At 37.9% G+C, this 26,993-nt stretch carries 26 protein-coding genes and 1 pseudogene; 2 read left to right on the forward strand and 25 right to left on the reverse strand.

Annotation, left to right across the window (positions count from 1 at the left end):
• Positions 1-14: 14 nt before the first annotated feature.
• The 7 genes from ACWPVF_RS07385 to ACWPVF_RS07415 form a co-directional block, all read right to left on the reverse strand.
• On the reverse strand, positions 15-716 hold the full coding sequence (locus tag ACWPVF_RS07385) for a tyrosine-protein kinase (RefSeq protein ID WP_045613587.1): 702 nt from the start codon (positions 714-716) through the stop codon (positions 15-17).
• 10 nt (positions 717-726) lie between these two features.
• Complete coding sequence (locus tag ACWPVF_RS07390; protein ID WP_045613585.1) at positions 727-1,419, reverse strand: CspC family polysaccharide chain length determinant protein; 693 nt, start codon at positions 1,417-1,419, stop codon at positions 727-729.
• Between the two features lie 8 nt (positions 1,420-1,427).
• Positions 1,428-2,159, reverse strand: a complete 732-nt coding sequence (gene cps4B / locus ACWPVF_RS07395) for a capsular polysaccharide biosynthesis protein Cps4B (protein WP_454385450.1) — start codon at positions 2,157-2,159, stop codon at positions 1,428-1,430.
• Between the two features lies 1 nt (position 2,160).
• Entirely contained in the window at positions 2,161-3,609 is a 1,449-nt protein-coding gene (cpsA, locus tag ACWPVF_RS07400) for an LCP family glycopolymer transferase CpsA (protein WP_045613580.1), read from the reverse strand.
• A 194-nt stretch (positions 3,610-3,803) separates the two neighbouring features.
• On the reverse strand, positions 3,804-5,762 hold the full coding sequence (locus ACWPVF_RS07405; RefSeq protein ID WP_454385453.1) for a peptide ABC transporter substrate-binding protein: 1,959 nt from the start codon (positions 5,760-5,762) through the stop codon (positions 3,804-3,806).
• 160 nt (positions 5,763-5,922) lie between these two features.
• Complete coding sequence (locus tag ACWPVF_RS07410) at positions 5,923-7,890, reverse strand: peptide ABC transporter substrate-binding protein (protein ID WP_454385455.1); 1,968 nt, start codon at positions 7,888-7,890, stop codon at positions 5,923-5,925.
• A gap of 171 nt (positions 7,891-8,061) precedes the next feature.
• Positions 8,062-9,672, reverse strand: a complete 1,611-nt coding sequence (locus ACWPVF_RS07415; RefSeq protein ID WP_454385457.1) for a glycoside hydrolase family 13 protein — start codon at positions 9,670-9,672, stop codon at positions 8,062-8,064.
• A 149-nt stretch (positions 9,673-9,821) separates the two neighbouring features.
• Here ACWPVF_RS07415 and ACWPVF_RS07420 point away from each other — a divergent pair, with 149 nt between their 5' ends.
• Positions 9,822-11,306: a DUF1846 domain-containing protein gene (locus tag ACWPVF_RS07420; protein WP_045613573.1), complete on the forward strand. Its 1,485-nt coding sequence runs from the start codon at positions 9,822-9,824 to the stop codon at positions 11,304-11,306.
• Between the two features lie 157 nt (positions 11,307-11,463).
• Positions 11,464-12,939, forward strand: a complete 1,476-nt coding sequence (locus ACWPVF_RS07425; RefSeq protein WP_414307949.1) for a M protein trans-acting positive regulator PRD domain-containing protein — start codon at positions 11,464-11,466, stop codon at positions 12,937-12,939.
• 75 nt (positions 12,940-13,014) lie between these two features.
• On the opposite strand, the gene ACWPVF_RS07430 is transcribed toward ACWPVF_RS07425, so the two are convergent.
• From ACWPVF_RS07430 to ACWPVF_RS07515, 18 genes and pseudogenes are all read right to left on the reverse strand, one after another.
• Complete coding sequence (locus ACWPVF_RS07430; protein WP_414307950.1) at positions 13,015-13,542, reverse strand: hypothetical protein; 528 nt, start codon at positions 13,540-13,542, stop codon at positions 13,015-13,017.
• A 105-nt stretch (positions 13,543-13,647) separates the two neighbouring features.
• Positions 13,648-15,456 carry a glutamine--fructose-6-phosphate transaminase (isomerizing) gene (gene glmS / locus ACWPVF_RS07435; RefSeq protein ID WP_414307951.1) on the reverse strand — a complete coding sequence of 603 codons (1,809 nt, stop codon included), beginning with the start codon at positions 15,454-15,456 and terminating at the stop codon, positions 13,648-13,650.
• 245 nt (positions 15,457-15,701) lie between these two features.
• Positions 15,702-15,995 (reverse strand): DUF5960 family protein, encoded by a 294-nt coding sequence (locus ACWPVF_RS07440; protein ID WP_414307952.1) that lies wholly within the window; start codon positions 15,993-15,995, stop codon positions 15,702-15,704.
• On the reverse strand, positions 15,988-16,350 hold the full coding sequence (locus tag ACWPVF_RS07445) for a hypothetical protein (protein WP_414307953.1): 363 nt from the start codon (positions 16,348-16,350) through the stop codon (positions 15,988-15,990). The genes ACWPVF_RS07440 and ACWPVF_RS07445 overlap by 8 nt, the downstream gene beginning before the upstream one ends.
• Positions 16,347-17,762 (reverse strand): Y-family DNA polymerase, encoded by a 1,416-nt coding sequence (locus tag ACWPVF_RS07450; protein ID WP_454385461.1) that lies wholly within the window; start codon positions 17,760-17,762, stop codon positions 16,347-16,349. The genes ACWPVF_RS07445 and ACWPVF_RS07450 overlap by 4 nt, the downstream gene beginning before the upstream one ends.
• Before the next feature lie 3 nt (positions 17,763-17,765).
• Complete coding sequence (locus ACWPVF_RS07455; RefSeq protein WP_414307955.1) at positions 17,766-18,452, reverse strand: XRE family transcriptional regulator; 687 nt, start codon at positions 18,450-18,452, stop codon at positions 17,766-17,768.
• A 209-nt stretch (positions 18,453-18,661) separates the two neighbouring features.
• A complete protein-coding gene (locus ACWPVF_RS07460; protein WP_414307956.1) occupies positions 18,662-19,237 on the reverse strand; it encodes a DUF6287 domain-containing protein in 576 nt (191 codons plus the stop codon).
• A gap of 383 nt (positions 19,238-19,620) precedes the next feature.
• Positions 19,621-19,905, reverse strand: a complete 285-nt coding sequence (locus ACWPVF_RS07465) for a hypothetical protein (protein WP_014334291.1) — start codon at positions 19,903-19,905, stop codon at positions 19,621-19,623.
• Positions 19,906-19,974: 69 nt separating this feature from the next.
• Entirely contained in the window at positions 19,975-20,109 is a 135-nt protein-coding gene (locus ACWPVF_RS07470) for a hypothetical protein (protein WP_023024363.1), read from the reverse strand.
• Between the two features lie 43 nt (positions 20,110-20,152).
• Positions 20,153-20,491, reverse strand: a complete 339-nt coding sequence (cadX, locus tag ACWPVF_RS07475; protein ID WP_000711078.1) for a Cd(II)/Zn(II)-sensing metalloregulatory transcriptional regulator CadX — start codon at positions 20,489-20,491, stop codon at positions 20,153-20,155.
• An 11-nt stretch (positions 20,492-20,502) separates the two neighbouring features.
• On the reverse strand, positions 20,503-21,117 hold the full coding sequence (locus tag ACWPVF_RS07480; RefSeq protein ID WP_002911684.1) for a CadD family cadmium resistance transporter: 615 nt from the start codon (positions 21,115-21,117) through the stop codon (positions 20,503-20,505).
• A 299-nt stretch (positions 21,118-21,416) separates the two neighbouring features.
• Positions 21,417-23,480: a heavy metal translocating P-type ATPase gene (locus ACWPVF_RS07485; protein ID WP_002893754.1), complete on the reverse strand. Its 2,064-nt coding sequence runs from the start codon at positions 23,478-23,480 to the stop codon at positions 21,417-21,419.
• A 1-nt stretch (position 23,481) separates the two neighbouring features.
• Positions 23,482-23,760, reverse strand: coding sequence for a DUF6110 family protein (locus tag ACWPVF_RS07490; RefSeq protein WP_002893755.1), 279 nt, complete (start codon positions 23,758-23,760; stop codon positions 23,482-23,484).
• Between the two features lie 180 nt (positions 23,761-23,940).
• Positions 23,941-24,531: pseudogene (locus ACWPVF_RS07495) on the reverse strand (IS256 family transposase); the annotation flags it as partial.
• Positions 24,532-25,018: 487 nt separating this feature from the next.
• The gene (locus tag ACWPVF_RS07500) at positions 25,019-26,068 is read right to left on the reverse strand and encodes a DUF389 domain-containing protein (protein ID WP_000126416.1); all 1,050 of its coding nucleotides are present in this window, start codon (positions 26,066-26,068) and stop codon (positions 25,019-25,021) included.
• The gene (locus ACWPVF_RS07505) at positions 26,065-26,388 is read right to left on the reverse strand and encodes a potassium channel family protein (protein ID WP_000825751.1); all 324 of its coding nucleotides are present in this window, start codon (positions 26,386-26,388) and stop codon (positions 26,065-26,067) included. Before ACWPVF_RS07505 ends, ACWPVF_RS07500 begins: the two co-directional genes overlap by 4 nt.
• Positions 26,385-26,744, reverse strand: coding sequence for a hypothetical protein (locus ACWPVF_RS07510; RefSeq protein ID WP_454385469.1), 360 nt, complete (start codon positions 26,742-26,744; stop codon positions 26,385-26,387). The genes ACWPVF_RS07505 and ACWPVF_RS07510 overlap by 4 nt, the downstream gene beginning before the upstream one ends.
• Positions 26,669-26,971 carry a TMEM175 family protein gene (locus ACWPVF_RS07515; protein ID WP_006151097.1) on the reverse strand — a complete coding sequence of 101 codons (303 nt, stop codon included), beginning with the start codon at positions 26,969-26,971 and terminating at the stop codon, positions 26,669-26,671. The genes ACWPVF_RS07510 and ACWPVF_RS07515 overlap by 76 nt, the downstream gene beginning before the upstream one ends.
• Positions 26,972-26,993: the final 22 nt, after the last annotated feature.

Raw genomic sequence — 26,993 nt, forward strand, 5'->3', positions numbered from 1 at the left:
TTTACTCCCTAAACTTATTTTTTACCATAAGAACCATAGTTCCCATAACCACCATATGTACCATATGTACCATATTTTTCAAGATGAATATTGAACTTATTCAGAATTACACCAAGGAATGGTGTTCCAGTTTGTTCTAATTGGGTCTTAGCTTTTTGAACTTCTCTACGTTTAGTTGCAGAAGCCTCTGTCACTAAAATAGAAGCATCGCATTTTTGCGCAATAATTGCAGCATCGATAACTACTCCTATAGGAGCTGTATCTACAATGATATAATCAAAATACTTGCGTAGTGTTTCTATCATGACTTCAAATTTCTCACTTTGAAGAAGTGCCGTTGGATTCGGAGAAATAGCTCCAGATTGAACAACAAATAGATTTTCTACATTTGTTTCACACAACCCCTGAGATAAGTCCTTTGTCCCAGACAAGTAATCTGTTAAACCAGTGATTTTTTCTCTCGAAATGAAGACACCAGACATAACAGAATTTCGAATATCGGCATCAATTAGGAGCGTTTTATAACCAGCACGCGCAAAAGCCCATGCAATATTAGTTGAAGTCGTTGATTTTCCTTCTCCAGGTCTAACCGAAGAAATAGCAATAACCTTCAACTTATCTCCACTCAATTGTATATTAGTACGCAAAGCATTATAATATTCTTCTGCTTTTTTTACGAATGCTTGGCGTTTTTCTGATAATTCTAACTTTGCCATATTTTCTCCCTTACTTTAATTTCTCTAAATTTGGAATAACTCCCAAAAGCGAAATATGCATTACTTCTTCAATATCTTCTGGACGTTTCACACGGTCATCCAATATTTCGACCAATAGAGCTAATAGAATGACAATACTTGCTCCTGCACCAACACCAAAGATTGTATTGCGACGAATATTTGGAGAAGATGGTGATAGGGCAGGACGAGCTTCCTCCAATGTAGTTACATCAGATACTTTCGTTACAGAGATGATTTTTTGAGCAGCTACTTCTCTAAGAGCATTTGCTATTCGACTAGCTTCTTCAGGATTCCCATCTCTTACTGAAATTGACACTATACGAGTATCTGCTGGAACCGTTACTTGAACTTTTTTAGCGAGGGATTTTGCATCAAAACTCAACCCTTGTTCAGCTACTACTTTTTCTAATACATCTTGAGAAAGAATAATTTCTCGGTAGTCTTTTACCAAGTATGAGCCAGCTTGCAAATCTTGATTGGTTAGACCAGGCTTATCACCTTGATTACGATTTACCACATAAATACGTGTCGTACTTGTAAATTGAGGTTTAACTACAAACGAACTATACCCAAAAGCAACCGCACCTGTAACAATTGCTACCAATGCTATTATTAATTTACGTTTCCATAAAACTTTAAGCATTTGCACTACATCGATTTCGATTTTATCTTGTTGTTTCATTGTTTCTCCTATATAATTTCATCTTTTATAATTTTTAAAGGATTTATTTCAAAAAGCTCTTGAGCTTTTCCTTTGCCATATTTTCTACTTACTAAATCATAAGCTTCTTTCATATGAGGTCGTCTATTATCCAAGTTATGCATATCACTTGCCACAACATGAACTAAATCTCTATCTAAAAAATAGCGAGCACGTTTTTTCATAAACTTATAAGTATCCCCAAATAGTTTTGGTTTCAGAATACTAGAGCTGTTAATTTGTGTGTAGCATCCCATATTGATAAGTTCTCTTACTTTTTTCTCATCATTTTCTAAAGCGTGGTAGCGCTCAATATGAGCAATCACAGGTGTCACACCTAACATGAGAACTTTTGACAAGGCACTATGAATCTCTCGATAAGATGTATTCATACTAAACTCAATCAAGGCATAGCGTGTATCATTCAGTTTCGGTATGATATGATTTTCTAATTTATCTAGAACGTCACTAGTAAAATATATCTCAGCACCATATAAAACTGTTAAGTCAGGAGCTATCTCCTTGGCTAGTTCCTGAACCATCTTAAAATTAGTAGCAATTTTATCTTCTGGTGTCTCAAACATTCCCTTTCGTCGATGAGAAGTTGAAACAATTGTCCGAGCCCCTTGTGCATAAGCTTCTTTTAACAACGCTCGACTATCTTCTATACTTTTCGGTCCATCATCAACATCAAAAACTATATGTGAATGAATGTCAATCATCTTATTTCCCTTCCATGGTATCTTTAATAGCCGCCTTAACGGTTTCCAAGCTTGTTGGATCCACTTCTAACATATAAAGGTTGCTATCCGGCATAGCGTAGGATGGTAAATCCATACGCCCAGTTCCTTTTAAATCTTGGTTTGTGACAGTGTATTTTCCTCCACTTGCCAATTGGGCATTAACCAGATTAATCATTGTCTCTGGTGGCATATTGGTCTGAATGGAATTCTGCAAACTTTGGATAATGCCATCAAAATTCTTCAAGGCTTCTGCCGAGGTTAGTTTTTGGATGACAGCCGCTATCACTTTTTGTTGATTACGACCACGATCCCCATCACCATTTGTCAATGAATAGCGTTCACGAACAAAACCTAAAGCCTGTTCAGAATCCAGATGAACGTTCCCTACAGGGAAGTGATATTTCCCGTGTAGCGAAGTGAATTCTTGATCATTATAGACATCGACACCTCCGAGAAGATCAATCAACTTCAAGAATGAAGTAAAATTAAGACGAGCATAGTAATTCAAATTGATATCGTAGAGATTTTCCAAAGTATGGATAGAGGCATCAACACCATAAATACCAGCATGCGTCAACTTATCGTTTTGATTATTTCCTCCATCTGCTATTGGAACATAAGCATCTCTAGGAGTTGTCGTCAAGAGAATCTTCTTGGTGTCTTGATTAACTGTCATGATGATATTAACATCAGAGCGCGATACAGAGCTAATCGGTCCGTAAGTGTCGATTCCACTAACATACACATTAAAACTATTACCCGTAGTTGCTTTTGGCGCTGCAACTGTCTTTGTTAAATCTTTGATGTAGATTTTTCTTATCTTTTTAGCATAATCAGGATATTCTTGCTCAATTAAATTTTCAAAAACACCATTTAAAACAATTGCCTTAGTCTCACCAGCCAATAAACTCTTGTAAGATGCCAAATAGGAAGAACTCCCCTCCACTGTTAGATTTTTACTCTGAGTTGTCTTAATGTCATCTATCAACTTTTGAATATTCTCAGCATCTGTTCCTGTTGGAGCAGTCACACTAGAAAGTTGAGAAACATCATTAATTTCGCTGTCAGCTAATACTGCCACACTCATAGAGTATCTCGAATAATTAGAAGTGGCATTAAATTGATTTGCAAGACTAACAAACTGTTGTACTGCTACTACAGCTACTGAGCTTAGTAACACTGCCAAGACAAGCATAATCAATGTAAAGATTTTAGCTTTTTTCTTCAAAATTAAAATCAGTGCCAGCAATGCCACAAGTACGAGTACTACTGAGAGAATGATATTCACAAAATTGATGGCTAAAATCTGATATCTAAAAATTAGAAACAATAAAAAACAAGCAAGAACTACATAGATAATTAACAAACCTGCGTTCAAGCTCTGCTGAATTTGACTAGATTTACTTTTTTTCAAGCGTCTGGTACTCACGAAACACCTCTACAATATATTTTAATTTAATTATATCACAAACTATATCTCAAGGCTATCTACATCTACCAAGGAAGCGCTTGCTTTTTGCAGCATATGTTTACTTTTTACATATGTTTATATATTTTGATAGTTTAAATGTTTACAGGGGACAAAATAAATAAAAACAGAGCTTTTATAAGCTCTATTTTTATTTATTTAACGTGGCTTTCGAATTCTTTTTGACTCTTTTCAACTGCATTTTTACGTTCTTGTTCCCATTTAGATTTAGCTTCAGCAAATTGAGAACTTGTAACGACATCAGTCTGCAATCTCATGTACTTGTAGTTGTTTCCAGTACCTTTGATCCCGACAAGTGAGTATGCTCGTGTGAACGGTGTTACACGCGTCACTGAAGCTCCACCACCATTTGAATTTACAGGAAGCAATAGTGAACTATCGATCAGCCAAGCTTGTGCGTCTGCATAGTTTTCATAACGTTTTGTCACGTCTGTATTTTCAGAATCTGCTGCTTTCAATTTTTGAGTATATTGGTCCAAACCTAGACTAGTAATCTTGTTTGCATCCTTGCTTGGATCAAGTCCCAAAATTTTGAGATAGAAACCGTCCTCAGAATTGAAAGGATTGAGGTAAGTTGAAGGGTCTTGATAGTCAGCTGACCATCCATCCAAATTCAAATCATAGTCATGATCTGCTGGAGTTGGAGCTTGGAATGTCGCATTGGCATAGTCTTCCGTTGAAATTTGAACTACATCAATCACTACATTTTCATCCCCAAGAGTTGATTCAACCGATTGTTTGATAGAATTAATCTTTGGAAGCAAGGTTTTATTAACTTGGTCTACAGGCAAGTCCAAATGAATCGGGAAGGTTACACCTTGTGCTTCTAATTCTTTTTTAGCCTCTGCAAATTGAGCTTGTGCTTTTTCTTTGTTGAAGTATCCATCTTGAGCATCTTCAAGATTCATATTCGACCACTGTGTACCGTAGTTTACCAACTTAGATGCGACTGTCTCACCAAAAGTCTTGTCTCCAACTTGTACAAAAGTCGGTGGTACAAGTGTGTTACGAAGAGTATTTTTAGCAGCTTCTTCTCCATTAGACTGAGCTGAGTAGGCTGTACGATCAATTGCAAAGTTGATTGCTTGACGGAAGTTTTTATTTAAAATAGCAGCTTGGGTAGCTTGTTTTTGTTCATCACTAGTCTTAGCTGTATGATTGTATGTTTGGCGATTAACGTTAAAATTATAGTACCAAGAAGTCGCGTCCTGCAAGCTATAGACGATGTTGTCCTTGTATTTCTCTTTCGTCTTTGCAAAGTTTGAACTATTTGGGTAGACACCGGCAGATGAGTAAGCTCCGCTTTCGAAATTGCGGATAGTCATATCTTGGTCAGAACCATCAACATAAGCCAATTTAACTTTTTCAATCGTTACTTTTTCTTGGTCGTAGTAATGAGGGTTCTTCATGTACTCAAGAGATGATTTTGATGTAAATTCTTTTAACAGATACGGACCGCTATAAAGAATACCATCTGGTTTTAATTCTCCAAATTCTTTACCTTTAGAAGCTAAGAATTCTTCATTAACAGGGAATAAGATACTATTTGTAGTCTTAGAGTTCCAGAATGGTTCTGGTCGTGTCAAGGTATATTGGACAGTGTAATCATCTAGAGCCTTAACTCCAACATTTGAAAAGTCAGTATTTACGCCTGTGACATAATCATCCAAGCCCTTAATTGAGTTTTGAATCAAATCGAGTGCTTGACTCTTGTTGTCAGCTGCATACTTGATACCTGTGACGAAATCTTGCGCTTTAATTGAAGCATATTCTTCCCCATCAGCAGTGAACCATTTAGCATCCTGACGAAGTTTGTAAGTATAAGTCAAACCATCTTTAGAAACGCTCCAATCTTCTGCAAGAGCAGGAATAAGATTTCCGTAATTATCATTTTCAAGCAAACCATCCACCAAGTTGGTTACAACAGCGGTATTATCACCAGAGTAGTCCAACAGGTAGTTGAAGGTTGTCGGGTCAGCACCAAATGTTGACGAGTAGGTTTTAGCATCTGATGCTGATTTCCCGCATGCCGCCAATAAGACCGCTGCGGCAAGTGTCAACCCCGCTCCAATCAGTTGTTTTTTGAGTTTCATGATCCATTTTTCTCCTTTTATGTTAGGTTTTATGACATACAACTATTTTATCAAATTTTAGTCTAAAAGTAAAGTTATATACTATTCGACCTCTTATTTGCAATAGAAAAAAAGAAAGAAATCCTGCTAAAAACAAGATTTCTTTACGGATAGTTAAAGATTATTTAACGTGATTCGCTAACTCTTTTTGATATTTGGCATTTGTTTCAATTTTTTCTTTTTGCCATTTCTTGAGAGCTTCTTCGTATTCTTTAGCAGTTACAATATCATTTTGCAATTCTAAGCCTTTGAATACAAATGGATCTCCCTTGATACCAACTTGAGAGTATGCTTTTGAGAATGGCACTGTGCGACTAACTGTCGGAGAACCACCTGAAGATGCTACAGGGATGAGAAGTGAGCTATCAGATACCCAAGCTTGTGCTTTGGCATATTTTTCATAGCGTTTGTTGAGATCACTGGTTTCTGACGCCGCATCATCCAAGAGTTTCTTGTACTCATCAAGTCCAACTTGAGCCATGACTTCTGGATCTTTCCCTTTTGTGATCCCCAAGTGTTTAAGGGCAGAACCCTTCTTAGCATCTAAGATATTGAGGTAGGTTGCTGGGTCTTGATAATCTGGCCCCCAACCAGTTCCGTTCAAGTCATAGTCTTTCTGAGAAGGCACTTTGGCTTGAGATGTGATACTCATTTTCTCATTGTCAGTCATTTGAAGTACATCGATGACAACATTTTCACTTCCAAGTGCTGCTTCGACAGACTGTTTGAGAGAGTTGGTTTGTTGCACAGCAATAACATCTGTCTGTTCAACTGGAATATCCAAATGAATTGGGAATGTTACACCTTTGGCTTGCAATTCTGTTTTTGCTTTTTCAAAGGCAGCCTCTGCTTTTGTTGGATTGTAAAGAGTATCCTTACCATCTGTCAAAGCAACATCTTTCCATTGATCTCCGTATGTTACCAGTTGCTCTTGAGCCAATTCACCGAAGGTCTTTTCGCCGACCTGTACATAGTCATAAGGCACAAGGCTGGTACGGATAATCTTGTCTGCACCTTCTTCACCATTCATCTGTGCAGAGTAAGCATGACGGTCAAGAGCGAAGTTGATAGCTTGACGGAAGTTTTTATTAAGAAGCGCTTCTTTAGTTGATGTTTTTTGGGCATCATCTGTCTTAGCTGTTTTATTGTAAGACTGACGATTTACGTTGAAAGTAAAGTAATAGCTTGTCGCTTCTTGCGGACTATAAACGATCTTATCGCCGTATTCTTTCTTCGTTGAATCAAAACTTGAGCTAGTTGGGAAGAGACGAGCTGTTGTATATGAGCCTGACGCAAAGCTACGAATCAATGATTCTTGGTCAGAACCATCGTAGAAGGTAAGCTTGACGTGGTCAATTTTAACATTGTCTTTGTCCCAATAATTTGGGTTCTTTTCGTACTCGATCACTGATTTTGAAGTGAAGTTCTTCAAAATATACGGACCATTGTAGAGAATACCCGAAGGCGCTGCCGCACCGTAATCTTTTCCTTGAGAATTTAAGAATTCTTCATTAACAGGAAGCATAGTCGCTGTTGTCACCTTGGAATTCCAGAAGCTTTCTGGTTTGTTCAAAGTATACTCAACTGTATAATCGTCAACTGCTTTGACACCGACTGTTGAGAAGTCATTTGTCTCACCGCTGACATACTCTGCCAAACCTTTGATAGAGTCTTGGATAAGAGTTAGACCATCTGATTTACCATCTGCAGCATGCTTCAAACCTGTCACAAAGTCTTGTGCCTTGACTTCAGCATACTCTTCTCCTTCTGAAGTATACCATTTGACACCTTTACGTAGCTTGTAGGTGTAGGTCAAACCGTCCTGTGAAACAGACCAGTCTTCAGCAAGCGATGGAATCAAGTTCCCGTATTTGTCATTTTCCAAGAGTCCGTCGACCAAGTTGGCGATGACGTCTGATGTTGAACTTTTACTAGTAATGCTATAATCCAATGTTGTCGGATCGATGGCATATACGTATGAAAATGTCGTTGGAGCATCTGCTTTTTTCTCAGCCTTGTTACAGGCTGCCAAAAGTAGAGCTGCACTCATCGTTATACCTGCTACTGCGAGCCACTTTTTCGATTTCATCGGTATTCTCCTTTAAAATACTATTTTTCACCATTATACCCTATTTTTTTATAAAAGCAAGGGTTTTCATGGAATTTTTTAGAAAATTCAAACTAATATTTATTAAAGAAGTTTTTACACTTATTTTAGAAAAAAGCTCAAGCATCTTTGGACACTTGAGTTTTTATGGGTTTAATTTGTTAATTCAACACAGAAGGCATCCCAAGGAGCCATGGTCTGTGTAGTCAAAGCTTTTTCTACTGAGGTGTTTTCAATCAAGATAGACTTGACTGACTCTTCTACTGTAAACTCTTGCTGTTGGTTGGACAAATTGGCCAAAACTAGGAAGCGACGGTCTCCATCTTTACGGATATAAGCAAAGACTTTTTCAGCCGTTTCGAGAAGTTCAAAGTCAGCACGAATCAACCAGCTATTTTCCTTACGAATGTTTACCAGTTTTTGATAAGTATAGAAGATAGAATCCGGATTTGCTAAAGCTTCTTCTACATTTATCTTCGCATAGTTTGGATTTACAGCAAGCCAAGGTTGACCATCTGAGAAACCAGAATTTTTTGTCCCATCCCACTGCATGGGGGTACGGGCATTGTCACGACCGATGACACGGATGTTATCCATGATTTCTTCCATTGGAACACCATTTTCAAGAGCTTCACGCGCATAGTTGAGGGATTCAATATCCTCTACTTGCTCCAAGCTTTCAAACGGGAAATTGGTCATTCCAATCTCTTCACCTTGGTAGATATAAGGCGTTCCTCTCATGAGATGAAGCAAGATTGCATATGCTTTGGCAGATTTTTCACGGTAGTCTTGGTCATTTCCCCAGATAGAGACAATACGAGGGAGGTCATGGTTGTTCCAGAAAAGTGAATTCCAGCCATCTTCAACTCCCAACTCTGTCTGCCATTTGTTGAAAATTTCTTTTAATTTCGCTATATTTAACTCTTTTTGGTACTGCCACTTGGGTTGTCCTTCCTGATACTGAAGACAGATATGTTCAAACTGGAAGACCATAGACAATTCTTGCCCATCTGGATCCGAATAGAGTTTTGCTATCTCTGGTGTTGCTCCCCAAGTTTCTCCTACTGTCAGTAAATCTTTATCGCCAAAGGTTGCCTGATTCATTTCCTTAAGATAAGGATGAAGCATAGGGCCATTGTTGACAATCTTCTGATCAGGAATCTTCCCAATCATGTCAATGACGTCCATACGGAAACCGCCGATCCCTTTATCAATCCAGAAATTCATCATCTCATAGATTTTTTGGCGAAGTTCTTCATTTTCCCAGTTGAGGTCTGGCTGCTTCTTACTGAAAAAGTGGAGATAGTATTGACCAGACTTTTCATCGTATTGCCAGGCAGAACCACTAAAAGCTGACGTCAAATTGTTAGGTTCATCACGCCAAATATAGTAGTCACGTTCGGGACTTTGAGGATTTTCACGCGCTTCGATAAACCAAGCATGCTCATCTGATGTATGATTGACCACCAAATCCATAATGATTCGAATGTCTCGTTTTTTAGCTTCAGCAATCAGCTCATCCATATCCTCCATGGTGCCAAAAATAGTAGCGATATCTTGATAATTGGCAATATCATAACCATTGTCATCCATAGGACTATCATAAACAGGAGAAAGCCAGATTGCTGTAATCCCTAACTTCGCTAGATAGTCTAATTTGCTGGTAATGCCAGGTAAATCGCCAATCCCATCACCATTGCTATCCTTAAAACTTTTTGGATAAACTTGATAGACGACTGCATTATGCCACCATTTTTCTTGCATCTTTTTACCTCTTTTAAATTAACTTTACTCCATCATAGACTTTTTTTGCAATTTGTGCAAGCGTTTGCTTTATCTTTTTTCTCACTTTTGTGACTCTCTAGTTTCTTATCTTCTATTTTTTTTATATAATAGAAAATAGAGGTAAAATAATGAAAAAACAAGCTTTTAGTTCTGAAAAATATCTAAATTTACAACGCGACCATATCTTGGAGCGTATCAACCAATTTGACGGTAAACTCTACTTGGAGTTTGGGGGCAAGATGTTGGAAGACTTCCATGCTGCTCGTGTCCTTCCTGGTTATGAACCAGACAACAAAATCAAGCTCTTACAAGAGTTGAAAGAACAAGTAGAAGTTGTCATTGCCATCAATGCGAGCAACATTGAGCATTCTAAAGCACGTGGCGACTTGGGTATTTCTTATGACCAAGAAGTGCTTCGTTTGATTGATAAATTCAATGAATTGGGGATTTTTGTTGGCTCTGTTGTCATTACTCAATATGCTAGTCAACCTGCAGCAGATGCTTTCCGTAATCAATTAGAGAAAAATGGTATCGACTCTTATCTTCACTATCCTATCAAGGGGTATCCTACAGATATGGATCACATCATCTCTCCAGAAGGAATGGGGAAAAACGACTATATCAAAACTAGTCGCAATTTGATTGTCGTTACAGCTCCTGGACCTGGGTCAGGTAAGTTGGCGACTTGTATGTCTAACATGTACCACGACCAACTGAATGGTATCAAGTCTGGTTATGCTAAATTTGAAACTTTCCCAGTCTGGAATCTCCCTCTCCATCATCCAGTCAACTTAGCTTATGAAGCTGCCACAGCAGACCTAGATGATGTTAATATGATTGACCCATTCCATCTCCAAACTTACGGAGAAACAACAGTTAACTACAACCGCGATATCGAGATTTTCCCTGTTCTTAAGCGCATGCTAGAACGTATCTTGGGTGAGTCTCCTTATGCATCTCCAACTGACATGGGTGTAAATATGGTTGGTTTTGCCATCACTGATAACGACGCTGCCATTGAAGCATCTAAACAGGAAATTATCCGCCGCTATTACCAGACAGTCCTCGACTTCAAAGCTGAGAAGGTTGGAGAAACAGCTGTGAAGAAGATTGAGCTTCTCATGAATGATCTCGGTATCACACCAGCTGATCGTAAGGTAGCTGTAGCTGCTCGACAAAGAGCTGAAGAAACAGACGGACCTGCCCTAGCTCTTGAATTACCTTCTGGTGAAATCGTTACAGGTAAGAACTCAGAACTATTTGGCCCAACAGCAGCTGCCTTGATTAATGCTATCAAAAAATCAGCTAATATCGATGCAGAAACAAAATTAATCGAACCTGAAGTGGTAAAACCAATCCAAGGTTTGAAAATCAATCACTTGGGCAGTCGCAACCCACGTCTTCATTCTAACGAAATTCTCATTGCACTAGCCATCACAGCTATGCAAAATCCTGATGCAGATCATGCCATGAAAGAACTCGGAAATCTCAAAGGAAGCGAAGCTCATTCTACAATTATCTTAACGGATGAAGACAAGAACGTCCTTCGTAAACTTGGAATCAACGTAACTTTTGATCCTTACTACCAATATGACCGCTTGTATCGCAAGTAGATTGAAAGCTAGTTGAACTCTTTTACCCACCATCACCCCTAATCGTTAGATTCCTAATCTCTCCTAAGGGGTGACTTTATTTTACGCAAACAACCTCGGTGTCCTCCACCTATCTTATTTCCTAATTTTCAAAAGTTACTGCAGGAGATTATTTACAATGAGAGAATTACTCAGCCCTAAAGAACAAAGACAATTAAAGATTTTAGAGTATTTATTCGAAAATCCTGATTGGATTTATCTAGATGTTTTATCTAAAACCATTGGTTACAATGCCCGCATCATTAAAAGTGATATCAAAGAATTACGTGAAATCTTTCCTGATTTTGATATCAGACACTCGACTGCAGGAATTATGATGGTGAATACACAAAATAATGGTATTGAACGAATTTACCAATATTTTTTGCAGACATCTGATTATTTTCAAATTTTAAAGGCCTTCTTCTTTTTAGATAGTCCTTTTACCTACGAACATCTTTTTGAAACTCTGGATATTTCCCTTCCGTCTTTACGAAAAAAGGTTGCGGATATCAATAAGACACTTGATGGAACCTACCGCTTTAAACTCAAGGTAACCCCAATTTCTATCATTGGAGATGAAAAAGATATTCGATTTTTCTTCTCCCAATATTTTCACGAAGCTTATAACTTTTTGGAGTGGCCTTTTACGGGAGTCAAAGAAGAAGATATTGATCGTTTTGTTTCTCTATTCTTAGGATTAGCAAAATTCCCTGCAAAATATCAGAATCTTTATCAAATTAAAACTCAAGCTACTGTAGATTTGCATAGAATGAAGAGAGGATGCCTGGTTCAGTTGCCAGAACAAAACGCTGCTTGGTTGAACCCTATATTCGATCAGCTTCCCGATTTTCAGAATCTATTACAAGACTTGGCCCAACAATTAGATATTGAAATTACACCTGACAACCTCTGTCAAATTTTCAGTCCATTCACTGAATCTACGCTCTTCTTTACAGTTGAAGATTTCTTAGATGCCCGTCAAAGCAACGAACAAGTTAACCGTTCTTATCACGCAGCACGGGACATACTAGATAATCTAACTCGGGAATTTGGTGTCCAATTTTCCAATACAGATACCTTGATTTGGAACTTGCACAACACAGCCTTACTTGAACGAAGAGAAATTAACTCTGAATCCATCATCTCACAAAATAAAGATTATACCCTTAGAAAAATTAAAAAATTCTTCCCCCGATTTTATGATGCAACAGTACTTGAAATGGTAAGATATAAGAATATTATGGGACAAAAAGAAAAAACTTCTGCCCTTTCTCACCTAATCTACACCTTATTCACCCACGCAGAGGGCCTTACAGATCAATTATTTGAATATAAAAAGAAAGTTAGAGTCTTGGTTCTCAGTGAATATGACTTTGCCCATCCACAATTCTTGATATCCCTCTATGAATTTCACACTTCTAATAATATTCAGTACGAAACATGGGACAAGGAAACCTTAAATATTGACGAAATTAGGCAAAGCGACTATGATGCCATTATCACTAATTTTGATATTAAAGGAATTAATAACAAGAGAATTATGAACATCAGTCGACTATCTATCCTACAAGTTGTCAACGAACTTAATAAAATTTCTATGCAAGATTTATAATTTTAAAAACCTCCTAGAAAAATTCTAGGAGGTTTTTGAAATCTATTTATTTCTAAAAATCATACAACAGTTACATTATTCAAAATCAACTGTCTGGTCCTTAATCACAAGCTTGGTATGAGCTGTGATGTATTGTCGGTCAAGAGTTACTGTGATTTCCCCTTCACCATTTATAACATGCCAAGCTCCATCTTTATGAACAACCATGGCAACTTCTTGTTTATTGTTATCTTCATTCTTAACATCTAGGGCGTAGGCGTCGTCGACCCCTTCTAGCAAGACTTCTTTGTTGCTACTGAGTGTTAGTAGATAATAGGCTCCATCTCTAACACCAATATTGTATTGTTGATTCACAAATATAGTTTTGTCGTAGCTAGGTCTTGGTTCAGAAGTTTCTGATCCATTTCGAAGGATATCCGTATAAAAACCTTTTTGTTTTTCTGACTCTGCCTGTTCTTGAGATTTTATAAATTTCTGAACTGCAGCAATCTTTTCACTCTCTTGTTTCTTTGAAGCTCTCATTTGATGAATGATGACAGTTCGAATCAAAAACGAGCTTGCAAACAAGAGTCCTATGATAGTTGAAATTTTCCCTTTTTTCATCCCCGCCTCAATCTCCTTATACTTCACTATTTACTACTTTTCAATAGTATAACAAGATTTTTATAGGATGACAAGAAAAATTGAAGAGTAACAGCAGGATTTCCCTTATTCTACCGTTACAGACTTAGCAAGATTACGTGGTTTATCCACATCGAGTCCACGATGTAGGGTTGCAAAGTAAGCGACTAATTGTGTTGGTACGACCATTGAGATTGGTGAGAGGTAAGGGTGGACCGTCGTAAGAACGATATCGTCTGTATCTTTGGCAACATTTTCTTCTGCGATGGTGAGGACCTTAGCTCCACGAGCTGCCACTTCTTGGATATTTCCACGAGTGTGGTTAGCAAGAACTGGATCTGATAAGAGGGCCAAAACAGGTGTTCCATCTTCGATCAAGGCAATCGTTCCGTGCTTGAGTTCTCCAGCCGCAAAACCTTCACATTGGATGTAAGAAATCTCTTTGAGTTTGAGACTCGCTTCCATAGCCACATAGTAGTCTTGACCACGTCCGATGTAAAAGGCGTTGCGTGTTGTTTCAAGGAGGTCACGAACTTTCGCATCAATCAATTCTTTTTCTGAAAGGGTTGACTCGATAGACTGAGCTACGATTGATAATTCGTGAACTAGGTCAAAGGCTTTGGCTTTTTCGTTGCCATTTGCTTCACCGACTGCTTTTGCAAGGAAGGCAAGGGCTGCGATTTGGGCTGTATAAGCCTTAGTTGATGCTACGGCAATTTCAGGACCTGCATGAAGCAACATAGTATGGTTGGCTTCACGTGACAGCGTTGATCCTGGCACGTTTGTCACTGTCAAGCTTGGGATACCCATTTCATTAGCCTTAACCAAAACTTGACGGCTATCAGCTGTTTCACCAGATTGGCTGATAAAGATGAAGAGTGGTTTCTTGCTGAGAAGCGGCATACCATACCCCCACTCAGAAGAGATACCAAGTTCAACTGGCGTATCTGTCAATTCTTCCAACATCTTCTTAGAAGCAAATCCTGCGTGGTAAGAAGTCCCAGCTGCGAGAATGTAGATGCGGTCTGCGTCTTGAACAGCCTTGATGATAGCTGGATCTACAACAACTTGACCATCCTCATCTGTGTAGGCTTGGATCAACTTACGCATAACTGTTGGTTGCTCATCAATTTCCTTGAGCATGTAGTAAGGATATGTCCCCTTACCGATATCAGATAAGTCAAGCTCAGCAGTATAACTAGCACGCTCACGGCTGTTACCATCATAATCTTGAACTTCGACACTATCAGCTTTCACAATTACCAACTCTTGGTCATGGATTTCCATGTATTGGTTAGTCTCACGAATCATAGCCATGGCATCTGAGCAGACCATGTTATAGCCTTCTCCAAGACCAATCAAAAGTGGTGATTTGTTCTTCGCTACATAGATGACATCTGGATTTTCAGAGTCGATCAAAGCAAAGGCATATGAACCACGGATGATGTGAAGAGCCTTTTTAAAGGCTTCAAGTACTGACAAGCCGTCTTCTTCAACAAATTTTCCAATCAAGTGAACGGCGATTTCTGTATCCGTTTGTCCCTTGAAGTGGTGACCTGCAAGGTATTCTTCCTTGATTTCAAGATAGTTTTCGATCACCCCATTGTGCACCAAGACGAAACGTCCTGTCTCAGAGCGGTGTGGGTGAGCATTGTCTTCTGTTGGTTTCCCGTGAGTCGCCCAACGAGTATGTCCGATACCAGTTGTTCCCTCAACACCAGCCGTTTTAGCAGACAATTCTGCAATACGACCAACTGCCTTAATCAAATGGTTTTCAGCACCACCTAGGACAAAAATTCCCGCAGAATCATAGCCACGGTATTCGAGCTTTTCAAGCCCTTGAATCAAAATATCAGTTGCATTTGTGTTTCCAACAACACCAACAATTCCACACATAGTATATACGACACAGACCAGCTGTGCTTTCTCCTTAAATTGGTATAGTCTAATTCTCGCTTTGCAGAATCAGCAAAAACAGTATATACTTGTTTCTTTCACTTGTCAAGGATAAAAATTGGTATAGCTCAATTGCTTTTAAAATACAAACAAAAAACCATTCAAGAAATCTCTCTTGAATGGCTGGAAATGATAGTTGTTTGCAGCGTTATTATTGCAACAACATATATTTAAGACCAAAATCTTTACTGATAATTTTGCCCAAGTCCAAGATAGACATAAGTTCGGGTTCGTGGACAATCTTTTTTCATCTTCACCCTAAAATAAAACCGATGTTCCCTACCGTCCTTGGCATTTTCCTTGTTCAAGACAAAGTAGTCCTTTTGGTTGATGGCCATAGTTCGTAGAATGTCGTCAATCAGAAAAGTCAGGGGCACATTCATGGCAGAGTATTTTTGGAAATCTTCCTCGAAACGAATATAGTCGTCTGAGAAATAGTCCATCTGTAGTTTATTTTCATAAAGCTCTTTTCTAGTCATAAACTTCCTCCTGACAAAGTTGGATTGCGAGAATGTCTTGGACCCTTAGCAGTCTATAGCTCTCATCAGTTTTAACCGAGACCTCTTCAGGAGACAATTCTCTTACTTCACCCAATATCGTGCTTTTATGATTATCCTCCTTGACCACAAAAGAGCCCTTTAGTCGATTTATATAGAGTTGAGAGAGCAAGAGCAACTTCTCAACAGGAGTCAAATCTGTCGAGAAATCGACACGATTTTTTTCTTCACTGAGCGAGCTCGTATGCTCTGATAAAAAGAAGCCCATCCACTTCTGCATCCCTGGATCCTGGTAGTTCCTCGCGGATTGAAAAGGTAAGTAAGAACGATCAATCATTTGAGTCCATCTAATCCTCCAGCAGAATGCCCTCCGATCAGCTTACTTCTGGCAATACTTCTTGAGGCATCCTCTAAGGCAGTCGCCTTCAAGAGAGAAGTAAATCCGAATTGCTCTCGAATGGAATCAATGGCAGTCTGGAGCCTTTCTTCTTTTTCTACTTTGTCTACATCATCAAAAAGGGAAATCAAACCAAAGGATTCGTCCACAAATCCTGAATAACTAACGGCAACACTCCTGACGGCCCCAGAAGTATATTTGCTGTGAAATAATTCCAGGACATGACCGACCAAAATACTGGTGTTATTGGTCGGTTCAACCTTCATCTGGGTATGAATGGAGCGTTTCTGTTCCTGCTTAGAAAAACCAAGATGGATAGATACCACCGTCGTCTTCTTTCTGGCCCTTCGAAGTCTAATAGCCACTTGTTCAGCCATCTCTCGAAGGATAATTTCGATATCTCGCGGTTTGACGTAGTCTCTCGGTAAAATTTGCGAATTGCCTAGACCGTGAGATTTTGGCTTATAGGGTTTATGAACATTACTCTCGTCAATCCCATTGGCATGAAACCACAGGCGAAGTCCAGCTTGACCAAGTTCCTTCTCCAGGACATCAGGATTGCTATTGGCCAATTCATTAATCGAATGAATCCCTAAACCATTCAAGCGCTTCTCCATCCGATGCCCAATCCCCCAAAAGTCAGTCATCTTGGAAATACCCCAAACCTTATCTTCCACATCTTGGTAAGACCAGTTAGCTCGCATGGTTGGTGTTCGCTTGGCTTCATTATCCAAGGCCAGCTTAGCAAGCAGAGGATTGGCATTAGACATTCCAACTGTCGAGTAAATCCCTGTCTGTCGCCAGATATCTCTCTGGATACGAGCAGAAAGCATGTCCAGCTTACCTTTGCGAGAAATCTGCTGGTCTGGGATAAAATAATTGAGCGAACTGGTCAAGTCAATGAAACCTTCATCAATAGAGTAGGGATAAATATCATCTGGACCTCCATAATTCTGAAAGATTCGTTGAATTTCCATATTGACCGCGATATACTTATCCATCCTAGGAGGGACAATCACGGTCAACCGAGCCCAGTCTTCGATAAATTTCACATAGGATGGGTCTGTCCGTAAACCTTGTTTCTGGGCATTGTAGTATGAAAATTTACGTGTTTTGATATCAAAAGGGAGGTCATAAGCACGACCTACATTTGCTTTCCCAAAGACCTTTTTAAACATAGGAGAGGAGGAAAGGATTAGACCAACAGAATTATCTGCTCGACTCATGACACAAAGGGAAGTTTTGAGGGGATGAAGTCCTCTTTCTACGCACTCAACACTGGCATAAAAAGACTTCATATCAACAAAGGCAATATCACTTTTGGGCTCTCTGGAATAATCAAAGTAGCCCATAGACTATCCCTCCATCGGTACAAAATTACCCACGATAATGCCCACAATCCGCGGGTCTTCTTCGTAAGAAATGTGAATATCCTTGTATTTAGGATTGATAGAGACCAGACGCAGACCATCTTCTTCTCGGTAGACTCTTTTGATATAGGTCTGGTTATTGCAAACCACTGCATAGACAGCTCCGTCGTAATCAAATCCAGTCTCTCGAATCAGAGCCACGGAACCATTTTGATATTTAGGTTCCATAGAATCCCCAGACACCCACGAAGCAAAATCGTGAGCCAATTCTTCATTGAAGTAAACCGTATCAAAATTCCGATCATCATAAACCGAAGCTCCTATACCAGCCGACATGCGTTCATAGACATGATACTCGTAGAGTTTTTCTGAAATGGCTGTCACCTTCTTGGCTTGTTCTTCTTGAGCCAAGTCGCGAGCATAGACTACCACCTTTTCTTTCCCTTGATTGGAAAGGCTGTTATAAAGACGGACAATTTCGATTTGGGTGAAATAGCCTTTTGGTACTTTTAAGATTTTCTCTAGCTGCGTAACCTTTCCTTCAGAAGGCTCTTTGACACCACGCTCCCAAGCCGAATAAGCCTGAAAACTAATGCCAAGCTTCTCTGCAATTTCTTTCTGTGTTAGCTTTAACTCTTTTCTCCGAGCCTTGAGTTTTTGTGGTTGGTACATATTTTACCTCCTAGTCTGATGTTTTCATCGTAGGTTGACTCTATTTTAAAATTCAACCATTTTGGTTTAGTTTTATTATATAAAAAAAGTAGACAAATGTCTACTGGGAAAATCAAATTTTAAACCTTACTTGCTTCATCTTCATAAAGTGATAATGACTCACAAATAAAGAAGAAAACCATCTCATCAAATCTGAGATGGTTAATCATTTAGTCTACTTTATAAAAAACTTGTTCTGATTTAGTTGGAGCAGCTTGACCAGCAGTAAGTCTGTTTTTACTTAAGTCAGAATCTAACCCATCTATAATAAGTCCAGCAGGGTAAACACTCATTCCATACCCTGTAAAACCAGATCTAACACTGAATTCAATAGTTCCATGGTTACCCATGCTCACTTTCTCAATGTTCCCACTGTTTACTAATCCATTTTTATCGAATGTAAACTCTTGGCCAACTCCATTTCTCCACGTTCCAACTAGAGTAGAGAAATCTCCATTTAGAATGGCTTGCTCATCTATTTTTTGTGATTCAGCATTCGTTTTCTCTTCTTGTGTCGAAGGTCTTTCCTCCTCCGTAGTAGTAATACTATCTTGGGTAGTCGTTAAACTAGTGGTTGTTGAACTAGTCGTTGTCGTACTAGTAGTAGAACGCTGTTCCGTTGTAGGAGTATTCACTACTTCTGCATCTTGCTTCTTATGATTAAAGAAGAGAAAACTTATCAGCACTACCGAGATTAAGGAACATAACAAAATCAACAGCCAGTTGATGCCTTTTCCTATTTTCATTTATAACTCCTTTATATTATTCTTATTTAATTATATCATACTAAACTAATACTAGGAAGAAATTGTATAAGACAAAAACTACTGGGGTGAACTTTGATTTTTTGAAACAAAAAAGACATCCAAGAGTAAATTCTTGAATGTCTGTAAACGTTGATAGTATCGTGTTGATTAACGTTTTGAGAATTGTGATGCTTTACGAGCTTTCTTAAGACCTGGTTTGGAAAGTATGGATTTCAGTTGGACTAAAAACAGCGTAATATCAAGGATTTTCTGAACAATATCTACTTTTTAATTTCATAAAATCTGAATCAATATTTTTAAAATAGGGAATAGTTTAGGTCTCTAAGCATTAAAATAATACACCTAACTTTGGTCACCGTTTTTTAGTTATTCACTCTTTTTTCGGATAGTGTTTTTAAAGTTATGATGTAAAATGCCGCAATTAAAACACTATACATCATAATCGGAGGATAGAGAATTAAGGACAGAATCAATCCCACTCCTTTAATTATTAGGTCAGGTATCAATAACTTCCTATATTGTGCGGTAGCTTCAAGTAATTCTTTCTGATCTATATTGGGTTTATCAATTACTTTATGTAAAAACCAGTTTGCTACCGTTGAAACAATAACGATCAGTCCATAAAAGAGCTGTGCCGTATGATTCATGAAATGACTACTAACTATTCCAGTAGCATAGGGCATAAATGAAACAAAAAATAAAAGATACAAATTCTTTCAAATTTCTCCCTTTTCAATTTGCCTAACTTGACCTGCATTACCTAGGTCGCTTTGCTTTAAATTATACTTTTTTCTTAAACATTTAATACGAGTAGGTATTTCTTGTGAGTAATTTTCATCAAAAAATTTCATATATAATCTCCCTATAATCATGGAAAAGTAGTAAAAATAGTTGTTATCCTAGTTGATTAAAAAAATCTCTGATTTCCTCATCTTTTATAAAATAATATATAATTTTCCCCTCTCTTCTAGTGTCCAAGATGTTTTGATTGGCTAGTTTACGAAGATGGTGGGAGGCAGATGCCATACTGAGATTTAATAAACAGGCTATATCGCAGACACAGAGTTCTTCGACGGCAAGGAGATAAAAGATGATATTTATCTGTTTATTATCGGTAAATTTTGATAAAATGCGAAGTGATTTTTGGACTTTTTCCTTTTCAAGGTAGTTCGTTGCGGTTGTAACATTTTGTTGATTTATAACATCCACTTGACAGATACTATCTTTTTTCATAATTTTTTCTCCTAGCCTAACACAGCCCATAGCATGTCAAAGCTGTTGTTTTCAATCAGGATATACATCCCCAATCCTAAATAGACAACGGCAATAAACCATCTGCTATATTTTTCCAAAGTTTCTCCAACAGAAGGGACTTGTGCTAATTTTTGGGCAGAAAAAACCAAGAGATAAATCATGACTAGAAAAGTAAGTAAAGTAACTATCAAATTCGCTAAATTTAAGGTGGTAAAATATGGGACAAAGACACCAATATTGTCAGCGCCACAACTTGCAAAAGTAATCATAGCGACTAGAAAAATCAGGTTTTTATTGTCTTTTCGCAAACCATCTTTTGCAATAGCTTCTCCATCAGAATCTCCTAAAAGCAAAACTTTGAGGCCTAGGAAAATTGGAATCAAACCGAGTAAACCTAAAATCTCTTTACTAGGAATATAATTTAAGACAAATGCAAAAAGCAAACTTAGGAATATTAGACTAACAGAGCCTAGAAATTGTCCTAAATAGATGTTAATGATGTCCTTTCTGCTTTTTCTTTTGGCAAAAAATAACATTAGGATAATAAGTAAGTCTACGGCTGTCCCAGAATACAGGATTATTGAAGTAACAATATTTTGAATCATAAAACACCTCATTCAAATATATTTTTGAATGTATTCTAACATTAACCTTTGTAGATGTCAACTTAAAATCCACCAATTAATAATTGCATGTCAATATTTGTATTGTGAAACTAGTTTCAGAAATATATAGTCTTAAAGTATGTCCACTGCCAATGGTTTTTTCAATATTTAAAAGGAGAGAACCAATTTGGTCCTCTCCAGGGTATAATTTTCCACCAACCTACTACAGTTGACAAAGAGCCGTTATTCTCAAATGAGACAACTCCTTTTAGTTTTTATAACCTCAGCTTCTCGGTCTCTTACCTACTTTTAATAGAAAGACTACGAAGGACGATTCTTAAAGTAGTCAGATTGTGCAATATCGAAAGATTAGATGGGCTTAACCAATTTAACAACCCAAATCCAATTAAACTTCCATTTATTACAACTGTTTCTTGAATATTTCTTTGAATTAATTTCTGCAACGATTCAGATAAAGAATTCAATTCCTCGAAGAAATCTAAACGATTATCTAATAATAAAATATCACTCATCTGCTTAGAAATATCAGCACTTTCATTCATCACAACCCCAATATCTGCAAGCGTCAAGGCAGCAGAGTCGTTTAACCCGTCTCCAACCATCAAAATAGTTCGGCCAGCTTTCTGTAATTCCTGAACCAACTGAAACTTACCATCTGGTTTTAAATCAGTATAAACGTTGTCAAATGGCAGATCTTTAACCAACTCTTCTGTTCTAGCCAACGTATCACCAGTTGCCAGAATCAGTTTTTTCCCTTGGCGCTTTAGCTTTTTCAATGCAACTTTCGCCTCGCTTCTCAAGGGAGTGTGGATACAAAACATCCCAATTAATTCTTTCTTATAAGCCAAAAACAATAAATTGTAATGAGTCTTATATTGCTCAATCAAGGCCAGCTGCTCAGAACTAATTCTTACCTGTTCGTCTTGCATTAGTACATAATTTCCAATGACAACCGATTGACCATCAATTTGCGATTTAATCCCTTTGCTTGCAACATACTGAAGCTTGCCATGCATTTCTTCGTGTTCAATGCCTTCAATTTCAGCTTGTTTAACAATTGCATTGGCAATAGGATGATAGATATGTTCCTCCAAACATGCACTTATTCTTAAAATATCTTTCTCAGTATAATCTCCGAAAGGAAGAACCTTTTCAACCAAAGGATAACTCGTCGTGATGGTACCCGTTTTATCAAACAAGAAAGTATCCACTTCCAGATATTTTTCTAATACATCACCATCTTTAATAACCATTTCTCGATTTAGACCTTCCTTTATGGCCGTAAGGTAGGCTACAGGTGTGGATATTTTTAGAGCACATGAAAAATCCACCAATAAAAAGGAAATGGCTTTTGAAAACGAACCTGTTAACAGATAAGTCAAACCAGCACCTAAGAAGTTATATTTTACAACCTTGTCTGCCATCCTAATAAAATGACGTTGTTTTGTCTTCTTACTCTCTTCAGATTTTTTCATCAGATTGATGAGTTGCAAAATACGACTGTTTATCTGATTATCAGTCACACGAATTCTTAACTCTCCTGTTTCCAAAACAGTATTCGCACATACAGAATCTCCCTCTTTCTTTTCAACAGGGAAGCTCTCTCCAGTCAAGGAACTCTCATTGACCATGCCTAATCCTGAAACCACTTGGCCGTCAAACAAGATTTCATTACCTTGGGAGACAACTAATACATCACCTACTTGAACATCAGAACTCTTGATGCTGATGACCATGTCTCCCCGCACTAAGAAAACATCACTTTCTTTAGCAAGAAGGCTTTGTTCCAAATCTGTTGCTGTTTTTTTTAAAGACCACTGATCCAGATGATTACCCAAATCAAGCATAAACATGATGTTGCTAGCTGTCTTGGATTGGTTCATAAACAAGGACAACAAAATGGCCGAACAGTCCAAGACCTCCATGGTTAGTTCCTTGCGCGCTAAAGTTTGATAGGCTTCTTTGACATAACCCAAAGCCTGATAACAAGTCCAAATATAACGAATAGGGTAGGGTACAAAACTTCGAAACAGCAAACGCTTAATCGCTGCACCCGATACAATTGAATAAGCACTCTCTTCTCTACGAATGGGAAGAGTCATCAAGTCCGAAACTTTCCCCTTGTCAATTTTTTTTAAAAAGGCCTCTGCATTTTCTAATACAGAGAAGCCTTCTTTCATACGTAGAGTAAAGTGCTGCTGATCCATATAAAACTGAATAGAGTCGATCCCTTTTTCATCTTTAGCCAAGGAACGAAGATAATCTTGAATATCCAAGGTCAGTGAAAACGAGGACGATAATCGGATATGTTGATATCCTCTGTGTAGCACTTTAAAAGACATATTATTCACCTGTCAGGCTATCTAATTGTTCTTCTTTCTTTTCCTGTTCGTATAAATATTTAGCGTCTTGTAAAACATCATCACCGTGTTGTTTTACAACAGAAACAGATGCATCCAGTCCATCTTTCAATTTGTAAGCTTTAGCCAAGGCCTTAGAATAGCCTTTCTTAGCTTCTTTACTTGCTAAGACTTTCAAGCCAAGCGTCCCAAATGCTACCCCTCCTAAGAAGAGAGATGATTTTTTCGCAACTTTTGCGACGTTTAATACTTCTTTTAACATGTTTATTTCCTCCTTGTAACTATTGTAGCGAAAAATGACAGCAAAAGCAATTGCTGATATCTGATATATAGATAAAATTCTCTATACTGATATTTAATTATATTATGATGAAAACAATATACTTTATTTTTTGATACTGTCAATAATTATGTGTAAACACTTAAGTAGAGTTACGGAGTGTTAATTAAATAAGCTTTCAAGTGTATCAGAACATTGACCAAACCCTTTATGGATTCGTTGACTTTGCTTGAAATTATAATCTTCAAACAACGTAACTAAGTAACGTTCCAGAGCCTCCTCATTAGGAAAAAGAACCTTCTTTTTCGTTTGATGTTTGATTTCTTTGTTAAGAGACTCAATGAGGTTTGTCGAATACATGCTGTGCCAAATCTGGTAGGGAAACTGATAAAAAGTTAAAAGATTATCCGTCTTCTCCAGACTTTCCATGACTTTCCTATACTTTGGTTTCCATTCGGCGAGAAAGTCCTCTAAAGCTTGTCCTGCCATTTCTAAATTTTCAGCACGATAAATCATTATAAATTGCCCCAGAATAACCGCTCTATCTGCTCGTTTCACTTTACTAGCTAGATTTCGACTAATATGAATTAAGCAACATTGTTGTTTAGCTAATGGGTGAGCCTGACTGATAATCTGCTCAAGCCCCTTAAAGCCATCTGTAACTACAAGAGAAATCTGTTGGATTCCTTGGTTTTGAAGCTTGTCTAACAGGGTGGACCAAGAAGCATTGTTTTCTTGAGGCAACTGTGCATAGCATATCTCTATGCGACTAAAGTCGCTAGAGCTATCCTAATTGCGCACCGCCAGTTCTCATAGAAAAAAACACCTTGCAAGATGCAAAGTGTTTTCGTTTGTATTCTGCTGTCCAGTAACGAATTAACGTTTACTAAATTGTGATGCTTTACGGGCCTTTTTCAAGCCTGGTTTGGAAAGTATGAATTTCAGTTGGACTAAAAACAGCGTAATATCAAGACTTTTCTCCGCTTTTATAAAAGCGTTTTTCCAATCAAATTCAACTAATTTTATCTAAATGGTGTGGATTTTACCCCCAAAATTACAGAGAATGGAGCTGATAAACACTAAACGTTCACACCATTAGTTAAATGATTTTTTTCATCATTTTTCTTAGATGATAGAACTTCTAATTTATTTCTTATTCAAGCAAAAACAACCTGCTATAAGTAAGAAAGAGGAAGATACAAGAAAAACACGGCGTAAAAACCGATTCAGTTCATTGTCCTCAATCCTTGTCTGCTTCATTTTCTTTTACGAGATCGTTTTGTGAATCTTTTTCAGAGAGTTTTTGATCAATATACTTGTCAATGTTTTCATAAAATTCCTTGGTCGCTTCACTATCTAATGTTGGCGAGTTCTGAACTTGATTCACTTTCAATTGAACAGATTGAATACCGTAAGAGGCTTGTTTTTGGTGGAGTGTTTCTAATTCTTCTTCTGAAATCGGATCTCCAACAACCGTCAAGACCAATTCATTGTTACTTGACTTGTAGACTTGATTAATAACCGTATAATTGGCGAACTCTTTTCCTACAAACTGTTTGATCCCTTCTTTGCGCGCTTGTTCTATTGTCAGAGTAACTGCCGAATAGCTAGCTGGAAGAATCAACAATACAATCAAAGAAATCAAGCCAATTCTCATTTTAATGCTCAGCTCTTTAAATGAAGTTAAAGGAGATTTTCTCATCAAAATTCTTGTTCCAACAATGTTGGCTAGCATGATAAAGACACAGTTGATCAAGAAAAGATAGAGAGCCCCCAATAAAAATCGTACATTCCCATTAGCTAAACCATAGCCAGCAGTACAGATAGGCGGCATCAAAGCTGTAGCAATGGCTACTCCTGGCACGATATTGTTTGCTTCTTTTTTCCTTGAACCGATCACACCAGCAATCCCACCAGCAATAGCAATGAGGACATCCCAAATGGTTGGAGAGGTTCGTGCAATCAACTCGCTACTTGCATAAGACAAGGGAGAAATCCAGAAATACAGAGTCGAGACAAGCAAACTGACCAACACTTGAGTCAATAAAACCTCTAGAGATTGCTTGATTAAACGCGTATCAAAAATAGCTAAACCGAATCCCAGTCCAACAATCGGTGTCATGAGAGGTGAAATCAACATGGCTCCTATAATGACAGCTGTTGAATTCATATTTAGTCCGATAGAGGCAATAAAAATTGCACACATCAAAATCGCTGTATCTCTCAATCGAACATGAAGGTCATCGTATAATTTCTCACGGTATTCCCGTGTTGAATAATTGGCAGTCATTTGTCCTCTCCTCTTTCCTTATTTAAATTGGTATAATAATTAAAAATAACAGCTGATAAACAGCCAAAAAATATGAGCCCATAAATCGTCAAGAAGACACTGGTAATCCTTCCAATCAAGGTCACAGCTAGGAGATCCCCGTAGCCGACAGTCGTCGAAGTCACAAAAGCATACCAAAGACCGTCTCCGTAATTTGTGATAGCAGGTTCAACTAGGAAAAGCACGCCTCCTGACCCAAAAACAAAGGTCACAAAACTCAGAGCAAACCGAGTAAAACCCGTAACCTGCATAATATGCCATAACATTTTTAAACGTTTCATTTGTTCTCCTTATTCATACTAGCTCCTGACCGAGCCGTTTTTTTCCAATAATCAAAGTGAAGATAGGACATGATCTCCATCAGAGAAAGATAGACAAACTGATAGATCTGATTTAAGCTGATTATCAACTGATATTGTTTGAAAAATGACTGGAAGAAAGACCAGATATGACTGTCTTGAATCAGTCCCTTCTTAATATCAGACAGGATATTAGTTAAAGCTCCCAAGGACTGAAACGGTAAATCCTTGACATTTATATAGATCCGGTCCACCACATCATTCAGACTGGTATCTTGGATGGCATGAAATTCTCCAAAGAGAACTCCTGCCGCTCCAAGAGTAGAAACAAATTCCACCAAATAATTTCTGAGGAAATTTTCTCAACCTTTTCCCATAATGTGTTTAGTGCCATCCATAACGATCCCAACCAGAAAAAGGAAAGAAAACAAGCAAAGAAATTTTGCCGTAAATCCCAAAAAGCTTCAAGACTTGGTGTTGTTGGTTTTTCTAACTCTAAAACCAAGATGGTCATAATAATTGCTAGAACAGCATCTGTCAATACAATTAATCTGTCTTTCTTCATCGGATTGCATCCCCTTTCTTTT

The sequence above is a fragment of the Streptococcus sp. Marseille-Q7087 genome (assembly GCF_965111935.1).